We start from the raw sequence: 8,438 nt of genomic DNA on the forward strand, positions 1-8,438 counted from the left end.
ACGGGGCCGGCCGGTCAGCGGGCGAGCGAGGCGTCGACCAGCGGGTCGTTGGCGGCCAGCGCCGCCGCCAGGTCGGGCCCGAAGACCGCGTTGTGCGCGAGCGTCAGCCAGGGGCCCTGCGGGTCGTTGAAGGTGGCGCCGAACTCCACCGCCCTGGGGGTGCGGCCGAGCGGGACCAGCTCGGACATGGTCCGCAGCCGCTCGTTCGCGCGCACCCGCGGCGCGTCGGCGAGGTCGGTGCGGGCCGGCACGTCGCTGTTGGCGGCCAGCACCGACAGCTGGGCCTCCTCCCCCAGCGTCCAGGAGATGAAGTCCCAGGCGGCCTCGGGATGCCGGCTGGTGCTGGTGATCCCGACGACGTCGCCGCCGACGAAGGTCGACGCCCCGCCGTCGGCCCCGGGGATCGGCGCGACGCCGATCCGCAGGCGCTCGCCCTCCTCGATCCGGCCGAGGAAGGTGGAGGACATCGGCGCGACCCCGATGTTCCCGGTCTGGAAGGCGGTGATCCAGGTGGCGCCGCTCTCCCGCCGCGACCCCTCGGCCAGTACGCCGGCCTCGGCCATCCCCCGGTAGGCCGCGAAGACCCCGGCCATCTCGGGCGCGTCCAGGTGGGCGGAGGTGCCGTCCGGGCTGAGCACTTCGCCGCCGCCCGCCCACACGCTCGGCCAGAGGGTGAACAGCAGGCAGCCCTGGCACTGCCCGGCCAGGTAGGCACCGCTGACCTCGCCGCCGAGCCGCTGGATGCGCGCGGCGTGCTCGGCCATCTCCGTCAGCGACCGCGGCGGCCGGTCGGGGTCCAGCCCGGCCCGCTCGTAGAGCACCCGGTTGTAGAACAGCACCGACAGGTCGAGCGCGTGCGGCACGGCGTGGCGGGCGCCGGCCGCGGTGGCGACCTCCAGGTGGGCCGGGACCAGCGCATCGGCGAAGTCCAGCGCGTCGATCCGGCCGGTGATGTCGGCCAGCAGGCCCTGCTCGATGAACTTCTGGACGTAGACGACGTCGGAGCCGAGGATGTCGGGCAGGTTGTCGCCGCCGGCCGCGGTGGCGATCTGCTGCTGGTAGGTGTCGTTGGGGATCACCCGCAGCTCGACGCTGTTGCGGCCGAGCGCGTTGTAGGCGTCGATGAACCGGCGCGTCTGCGCCTCGGTGGCCGCCCGGGTCCACATGGTGAGCGTGTGGCCGGTCGGCCGCCCGTCGGCGGGCTCCGGCGCGGCGCCGCAGCCCGTGGCCGCGGTGACCAGCAGGGTGGCGAGCAGCGCCGCCAGTGCGGCGGCCGCGCGCCGCCAGGGCCGTCGGCTCCCGCGTTCGTTCATCGGCGCTCCCTCGGTCGGCCACCGGCAGCGCCCCGTGGCGCCGTGCGCGTCCGCGCGCTCTGCACCTCACAGCGCTCCGTGATGGAGGCCACTCCGAAATCGTTTTCGGGAAGGTAACTGGACGATGACGGGTGCGTCAACAGCCGGGCGGCGGAAGCGGGTCGACTAGAATGAACGCGGTTGCGGCGGCTCAGTGGCAGAACCGGCCCAGCTCCAGCTCAGCCCCCGAGCACCCGCTCGGCCGCGCCGCCCGAAAATCTCGCCGAAAGGTTTTCGTTGCCCAGGAAGCGATCCACGTCCGTCACCCTCAGCGACGTCGCCGAGCGCGCCGGGGTCTCGGTGGCCACCGCCTCCAAGGCGCTCAACGCACGCGCCGAGGTGGCGGCCGAGACCCGCACGCGGGTACTGCGGGCCGCCGACGAACTCGCCTTCCAGCCCAACGCCCTGGCGCGCGGGCTGATCTCGGGCAGCAGCGGCACCATCGGCCTGATCACCGACGAACTCGGCGGCCGCTTCGCCATCCCGATCCTGCTCGGCGTGGAGAACGCGCTCGGCGACGAGCAGATGTCGGTGCTGCTGTGCGACGCGCGCGGCGACGCGATCCGTCGCCGCCACTACATCCGCACCCTGGTCTCCCGCCGGGTCGACGGGCTGATCATCCTCGGCGACCGCAACGACATGCGGCCCTCGCTCACCCGGGAGATCCCGGTACCGGTCGTCTACGTGTACGCGGAGTCCGACGACCCCGCCGACCTGTCGGTGCTGGCCGACGACGAGGGCGGCGCGCGGCTGGCCGTGGAGCACCTGGTCGGCACCGGCCGGCGGCGCATCGCCCACATCACCGGCGAGGAGGGCTACCGGGCGGCGCGCGACCGCGCCACCGGTTGCCAGACCGTGCTGCGCGAGCACGGCCTGCCGCTGGTGGGCGGGGCGCCGCTGTACGGGGAGTGGACCCAGAGCTGGGGGCGGCGCGCCGCGGGCATGGTGCTGCGCACCAGCCCCGACGTGGACGCCTTCTTCTGCGGCAGCGACCAGATCGCCACCGGTGTCGCCGAGACCGTCCGCGAACTCGGACGGCGCGTCCCCGAGGACGTCGCCATCGTCGGCTACGACAACTGGGAGGTCTTCGCCGCGCAGTGCCGCCCGCCGCTCACCACCGTCGACCTGAACCTGCAGAGCCTGGGCGCCACCGCGGTCCGCCACCTGTTCGCCGCCCTCAACGCCGCCCCGACCGGCGGCGCCGTCCGCCACCCGGGACGCCTCGTCATCCGCGAGTCCACCGTCGCCGCCCCCTCCTCCCGCCATCCTGCCGCCGGCGCCGAACCCGGCCCTCGGTGACCGTAGGCGGTCCAGGCGCCGTAAACGGCCAGGGCGACCGCTTCGCCGACCAGGCGGACGCGTCCGGAGCGCAGTGAGCGGTTCGCTGCGCCGGGGTACCGGTCATCGGCACCCCGGCGCCAGTTCGTTCCAGAGGCGTGTCGATACTTTTTGGCCGTCACAGTGGTGGTGGCACGTGCGCCGGCGTGCGGCGCGCCCGGTGAAACCGGTTGACACGCGAGAACGCCCCGCCACCTGCACGAACACCTTCCGGGGCCTTTTCGGCCTCGGTCACGGGATGTCGGTGAGGAGGTGGTCGAAGAGGGTGTTGGCGTGGACCTTTTCCCGGTGGCTGATGGCGGAGATGCAGTCGCGGGCGCCGGCCAGGTGGCTTTCGGCCGCGGCGGTATCGCCGACGGCTCTGAGGGAGTTGGCGACGGTCAGCAGGTGCTCCGCGCGCTGGTGGACGTCGCCGAGGCGGTCGTGGTGGGCTCGGACCTCCGGGGCGCGGCGGATGACCTCGTCGTGGTCGCCGGAGGCGGAGTAGGCCTGCAGCATGGTGTTGAGGTTGATGGCGACGTTGAGCTGGTGGCCGGCGGCGCGGTTGATGGTCAGGGCCTGGTCCAGCAGGGCCAGCGCCTCGCGGCAGCGTCCGGTGCGGAGGTGGACGTCGGCGAGGTTGCACAGGGCCATCGCGTGCAGGGAGCAGTGGCCGGTGCCGGGCGCGGTGCGCAGGATGTGCTCGAACCTCTCGCGGGCGCCGGCCATGTCGCCGCGGTAGACCAGCACGATGCCCTGGGTGGAGCTGAACAGCAGCGAGGTGTACACGTCGCGGCTGTCGAGCTGTTCGTTCGCCTGGTCGAGGAGCCGCTGGGCGAGGGGGATGTTGCCGCGCTGGCCCTCGACGATGGCCAGGTGGGTGCGGGCGAAGGCGGCGTGGTCGGGATCGTGGTCGAGCAGCATGTCGGCCAGGGCGGTGCGCTGGGTCCACGACAGGGCGGAGTTGAAGTAGAACGGCAGGGTCTGCAGGGCGATGCGGGCGGCGTCGACCGCGGTCCGCAGGCCGCCGGCGACCGCCTGGCGCAGCACCTCCACCATGACGGGGAGTTCGCGGTCCAGCCAGGACTGCACCTGGCCGTAGCGGTCGAAGCGGACGGTGGCCATGGCGTCGGTCGGGTGCTCCTGCGGGAGCCCGTAGTCGGTGCGCGCCCCGATGGCGGTCAGGCTGCACGCGCGGATCGCCGCGACGTACCAGTCGACGGCCCGCGCCAGCGGCTCGGCCCGGCGGTGCGGTGCCCGCTCCTTGGCCAGCACGGAGACCAGGTCGTAGAGCAGGTAGCGCTCCGGGCCGGGGCTGAAGGCCATCTGCACGTTGAGCAGCGATTCCAGCGCGCGGTTCGCGCGGGTGACCGGCCAGCCGGTCAGTGCCGCCGCCAGGGCTGCGGTGATGTGCGGCGGATTCGGCAGGCCGAGGAGGGGGAACAGGGCGGCGGCGTCCTGGTCGGCGTCGTCGCCGCTCGTCCGGAGGCCGTCGAGTCCGATCAGGAGGCTGGCGCGCACGTCGACGTCCTCGTGGCGCAGCTGGTCGAGCCGGGCGAGTTCGTCGTCGAGCAGCCGCACCCAGGTCGCGAGCGGCCAGTGCGGGCGCAGCGCGGCACGGGTGGCGATCAGCCGCAGCGCCAGCGGCAGCCTCCCGCACAGCTCGGCCAGCGCGGCCGCGGCCTCGGGTTCGGCGGCCACCATCCGCGTCCCGCCCATCCGGCCGAGCAGTTCCACGGCGTCCGCGGGCCGCAGCGGATCCAGGTGGAACAGGAAGTCTCCGCAGCTGATGGGGGCCCGGCTGGTGATGATCGCCGCACAGCCCGGCTCGTCGGGCAGCGCGACGCGGATCTGGTCCGCGCCGGCCACATTGTCGAAGATGATCAGCATCCGGCGGCCGCGCAGCCGGACGCGGTAGGCGCGCAGCAGCTCGGTGATGTCCTGGTCGGGCCGCGGTTCGATACCGCCCAAGGCGTGGATGAGCATGGCGACGACGTCCGCGGCGCTGCGCGCCGGCACGCCCGGGGTCGATCCGCCGACGTCCACGTAGAGCGTGCCGTCCGGGTACCTGGCGGACAGCTCGTGCCCGACCCTGACGGCGAGCGCCGACTTGCCGCAGCCGCCCGGGCCGTAGACGGTGCAGTGGACGGGCGCGTCGTCGGTGCGCAGGCGCTCCTTCAGTTCGGCCACCTCGTCCTCGCGGCCCAGGAAGGGGGCGCACAGCGGGGGCGGCCCCGCCGGGGTGAGCGCGCGGCCGGGACCGCCGTCGTGCCCCATCGTGCCCGCGGTGATCAGCTGCGCGTCCTCGCGGAGGATGGCCGTCTCCAGCCGGCGGAGGTCAGGACCCGGTTCCATTCCGACCTCTGTGACCAGCCGGCCGCGGATCTGGCGGTAGCGCGAGAGCGCCTCCGCGGCGCGGCCGCTGCGGTAGAGCGCGATCATCAGCTGGTGGCAGAGGCGCTCGCGCAGCGGGTACCTGCTGTTCAGCTCCACCAGCCCGGCCAGGACCTCCATGTGCTGGCCCCGGCTCAGCCGGAGCTCGATGGCGCGTTCGAGGCCGGCGAGGTAGGACTCCTCCAGCAGCGGCGCCTGCACGGCACGGAGCGGGACGTCGCCGATGTTCATGAGCGGTTCGCCCCGCCACAGCGCCAGCGCCCGATCGTAGAGCTCGACGGACCCGCGGCGCCGCGCCTCGGTGACCAGCTCGTTGAAGCGGTGCACGTCCACCTGCTGCGGGGACGCGGTGAGCCGGTATCCGGCCGTGGTGCTCTGCAGCACCTGCTCGGGGAAGACGGCCCGCAGACGCCGGACGTAGTTGCGGATCGTGGTGACGGCCGTCTTCGGCGGCACGTCTCCCCACAGGTCCGCGACGATGGTGTCGAGGGAGACCGCGTTCCCGAGCCGGCTGAGCAGGCTCGCCAGCAGTGCCCGCTGCATCGGGGCGCTGATCGGGAGTGGGTCGTCGTCGTGCCAGACCTCCAACGGTCCGAGCATCCGAAACTCCACGCTGGCCCTCGCCCACGATGTCCATCTGCGGCGCACTCCGTCTAGCAGGAAAGGGTACCGAGGGGGGTGGGAACAGACCACCACTGTCCGAGCGGCCTACCCCCTACGGCTGACCGGTTCTGTCCCAACGGGTTCTATTCGGTCGGGCTCTGCGCTAGGGCCCTGTTCTAACGGGCCCTGTCCGGCCGCCGGGGCCGCACCCAGCCGGCGGACGCGGCGATCACCCCCGCCTGGAACCTGCTGCGCGCGCCGATTCGGTTCATGATCGTCGATATCCGGCGGCGGACGGTGCGGACGGACACGCCCAGCTGCGCGGCGATCGATTCGTCGCCCCAGCCCGCCGAGAGCATGTGCAGCAGCTCCCGCTCCTGGGAGTTCGGGGCCGGCCGGTCCGGTGCGCCCACCACGGTGAGCGGGGCGTGGTGCGGCCACATCTGCTCGAACAGCTCGACCGCGGTGGTGACGATGCCCGGTGCGGTCGCGGTCGCGACACCGGTCGACCCGCCGCCGGGAAAGATCGCCACGGCGCGGTCGATCACCAGCGCGTCGAGCGGGACCCTCGGCGCCACGCGCACCTGGGCGCCGACGTGCACCAGCTCCGCCAGCCGCGCCTCCGACCAGTCGCCGCTGCCCTTGTCGGCCTGGAGCAGGACACGGCACCGGACGCCGGGACGCAGGCTGCCGCGATCGACGGAGCGGGCGGCGCGCAGCGGACCGGTGGAGGTGCACAGCGCCATGACCTCCTGCCGGGCGGAGGCCAGCGCCGCGTCGAGCCGGGTGAGCGTGCCCGCCGCCGGCCGGCGCCGGTCGTGTGATGGTTCGGTCACCATGGGTGGACCGTACCGAGCCGTGCGTAGCGGACGCGTAGCGCGGAGGTATCGCGGCCGCGGCAGCGGGCGAGCGGCCGGGACGGGGCCGATCCGGGCGGGTCACCCCCGGAGCCGCCCGTCGGCTCCGGTGGTGCGGCTCATCGGCTGGACGACCGACACAGGGAACCGGGTCAGGCCGCGGAGCGTGCGGGTGCGTCTGCGGCGGGTCCGTCCGGCGGGGGCCAGGCCGGGCAGCCGTTCGGCCATGGCCTGGAACGCTATCGCACTCTCCAGCCGGGCCAGCGGCGCCCCCAGGCAGTAGTGGCGGCCCGCGGCGAAGGCCAGGTGCTCGGGCGCTCCCTCCCGGGTGATGTCGAAGCGGTCGGGGTCGGCGTACACCTCCGGGTCCCGGCCGGCCGCGGCGAGCAGCAGGTATATCTTCTGCCCCTCCCGGATCCGCCGTCCTGCCAGCTCGACGTCCTCAAGGGCGTACCGGCTGCTGAACTGGGCCGGCGAGTCGTAGCGCAGCACCTCTTCGACCAGGCCGGGGGCGAGGTCGGGCCGCTCGCGCAGCAGCTCCCACTGCTCGGGGTGGTGGAGCAGCGCGAGGACCCCGTTGCCGATCACGTTGGTCGTGGTCTCGAAGCCGGCGATCAGGACCAGCCGGAAGAGCCCGAGCAGTTCGTGCTCGGTCAGCCGCCCCTCGGCCACCTTCACCACCAGTTCGCTGATCAGGTCGTCGCCGGGCTCACGGGTCCGCAGCAGGATCAGCTCGGCGAACAGCCGGCTCACGTCGTGCGCCGCCTCCCCCAGCGCGCGCAGGTGGGCCGGCGAGCGGATGCCGTCCAGGCCGCTCGACAGGGTCAGGCCGTGCCTGGCGAGCCGTGCCGCGTCCGCGTCCGGGATCCCGAGCATCTCGGTGATGACGGCGATGGGGAGCGGGCTGGCGAAGTCCTCGATCAGGTCGAAGGCACCGCGGGGCACCACCGCGTCGAGCAGGCGGTGCGCGGCCCGCTCGATCCGGTCGCGGTACCGGCCGACCGCCTTCCCGGTGAACGCCGGGGCCACCAGTCTGCGCAGCCGGGTGTGGTCGGGCGGTTCGAGCCGGAACAGGGAGAGCAGTTCCTCCTCGGTGATGGATCCGGGCTCGCTGGGCCCGGGCGTCGCGCGGCTGCTGAAGCGGCGGTCGCGCAGCACCTCGCCGACCAGCCGGTGCGACGGCGTGACCCAGCCGCCGTCCCGGGTCCACGACAGCGGGCCGGCGGCACGGATCCGGCGGTGGACCGGGTACGGATCGTCGATGCCGCTCCGCAGGCCGAGCAGGCAGAACTGGTCGCCGTACAGCCGGCCCAGCACCCATCTGCCCGCCCGTTCCCTGGCCAGCTCCGCGGATAGCGCGAGAGTGTCCCGGAGGTTCATGGCCTCTCCTTTTCCGGTGCGGCGAGAAGTGGGGCGAAGCCCTTCGATCGATGTGGACGAGCCGGTTCGGGAAGCCGCCGGGAAGCCGGTTCTGGTCGGTGGCCGGTCGCCGCACAACTGCGACGCAATATGCGCGCACCGCGGGTCCGGGTATGGCGCCAGAGCCACTTAACTACGGTGAATCGCGTCGGTCAACCCTTTGCTTTTCATCCACCGAGCACGCCATCGCCTTTCGCCGCGCACTGGGAGAACCGGCTCAGGGACAGCGGCGGACCGGAGCGGAACCTTGGTCGCCGCAGCCCGCCGGGAGGCGGCCGACCGGCCGGTACACCGCGCCGCCGCAGCCGTCCGCGCAGCACGGACGGTGGTGCTCCGCCCAGGCCGCGGCGGCGTACCGAGGCCGGCCGGCCTGCCGGTCCTGTCATGAAGTGGACAAATTCATTGACAGCCCAGATAGGTCATCCTACCGTCACGCATGTTTCGGTGATCCAAATACCGATGCCCGCTTCGTGGAGGCAGGAATTGGTCGGTGCGT

Annotated in this window: 5 protein-coding genes; 1 reads left to right on the forward strand and 4 read right to left on the reverse strand. The window is 73.2% G+C overall.

From position 1 onward, the window contains the following. Positions 1-14: 14 nt before the first annotated feature. Positions 15-1,313 (reverse strand): ABC transporter substrate-binding protein, encoded by a 1,299-nt coding sequence (locus tag CLV72_RS22345; RefSeq protein WP_106249861.1) that lies wholly within the window; start codon positions 1,311-1,313, stop codon positions 15-17. Between the two features lie 276 nt (positions 1,314-1,589). Here CLV72_RS22345 and CLV72_RS22350 point away from each other — a divergent pair, with 276 nt between their 5' ends. Continuing rightward, the gene (locus CLV72_RS22350) at positions 1,590-2,651 is read left to right on the forward strand and encodes a LacI family DNA-binding transcriptional regulator (protein WP_106249864.1); all 1,062 of its coding nucleotides are present in this window, start codon (positions 1,590-1,592) and stop codon (positions 2,649-2,651) included. A 270-nt stretch (positions 2,652-2,921) separates the two neighbouring features. On the opposite strand, the gene CLV72_RS22355 is transcribed toward CLV72_RS22350, so the two are convergent. The 3 genes from CLV72_RS22355 to CLV72_RS22365 all read right to left on the reverse strand — a co-directional run bounded on the left by CLV72_RS22355 (position 2,922) and on the right by CLV72_RS22365 (position 7,903). Next, positions 2,922-5,663: an AfsR/SARP family transcriptional regulator gene (locus CLV72_RS22355; protein ID WP_106249866.1), complete on the reverse strand. Its 2,742-nt coding sequence runs from the start codon at positions 5,661-5,663 to the stop codon at positions 2,922-2,924. Between the two features lie 179 nt (positions 5,664-5,842). Then, positions 5,843-6,505 carry a helix-turn-helix transcriptional regulator gene (locus CLV72_RS22360; RefSeq protein ID WP_106249869.1) on the reverse strand — a complete coding sequence of 221 codons (663 nt, stop codon included), beginning with the start codon at positions 6,503-6,505 and terminating at the stop codon, positions 5,843-5,845. A 99-nt stretch (positions 6,506-6,604) separates the two neighbouring features. Then, a complete protein-coding gene (locus CLV72_RS22365) occupies positions 6,605-7,903 on the reverse strand; it encodes a cytochrome P450 (protein WP_106249871.1) in 1,299 nt (432 codons plus the stop codon). Positions 7,904-8,438 lie beyond the last annotated feature (535 nt).

The sequence above is a fragment of the Allonocardiopsis opalescens genome, from assembly GCF_003002095.1.
GTDB lineage: Bacteria > Actinomycetota > Actinomycetes > Streptosporangiales > Streptosporangiaceae > Allonocardiopsis > Allonocardiopsis opalescens.

Coding starts and splice junctions, on each gene's coding strand:
- CLV72_RS22345 (WP_106249861.1), bottom strand. CDS start 1,313: ATGAACGAACGCGGGAGCCGACGGCCCTGGCGGCGCGCGGCCGCCGCA.
- CLV72_RS22355 (WP_106249866.1), bottom strand. CDS start 5,663: ATGCTCGGACCGTTGGAGGTCTGGCACGACGACGACCCACTCCCGATC.
- CLV72_RS22360 (WP_106249869.1), bottom strand. CDS start 6,505: ATGGTGACCGAACCATCACACGACCGGCGCCGGCCGGCGGCGGGCACG.
- CLV72_RS22365 (WP_106249871.1), bottom strand. CDS start 7,903: ATGAACCTCCGGGACACTCTCGCGCTATCCGCGGAGCTGGCCAGGGAA.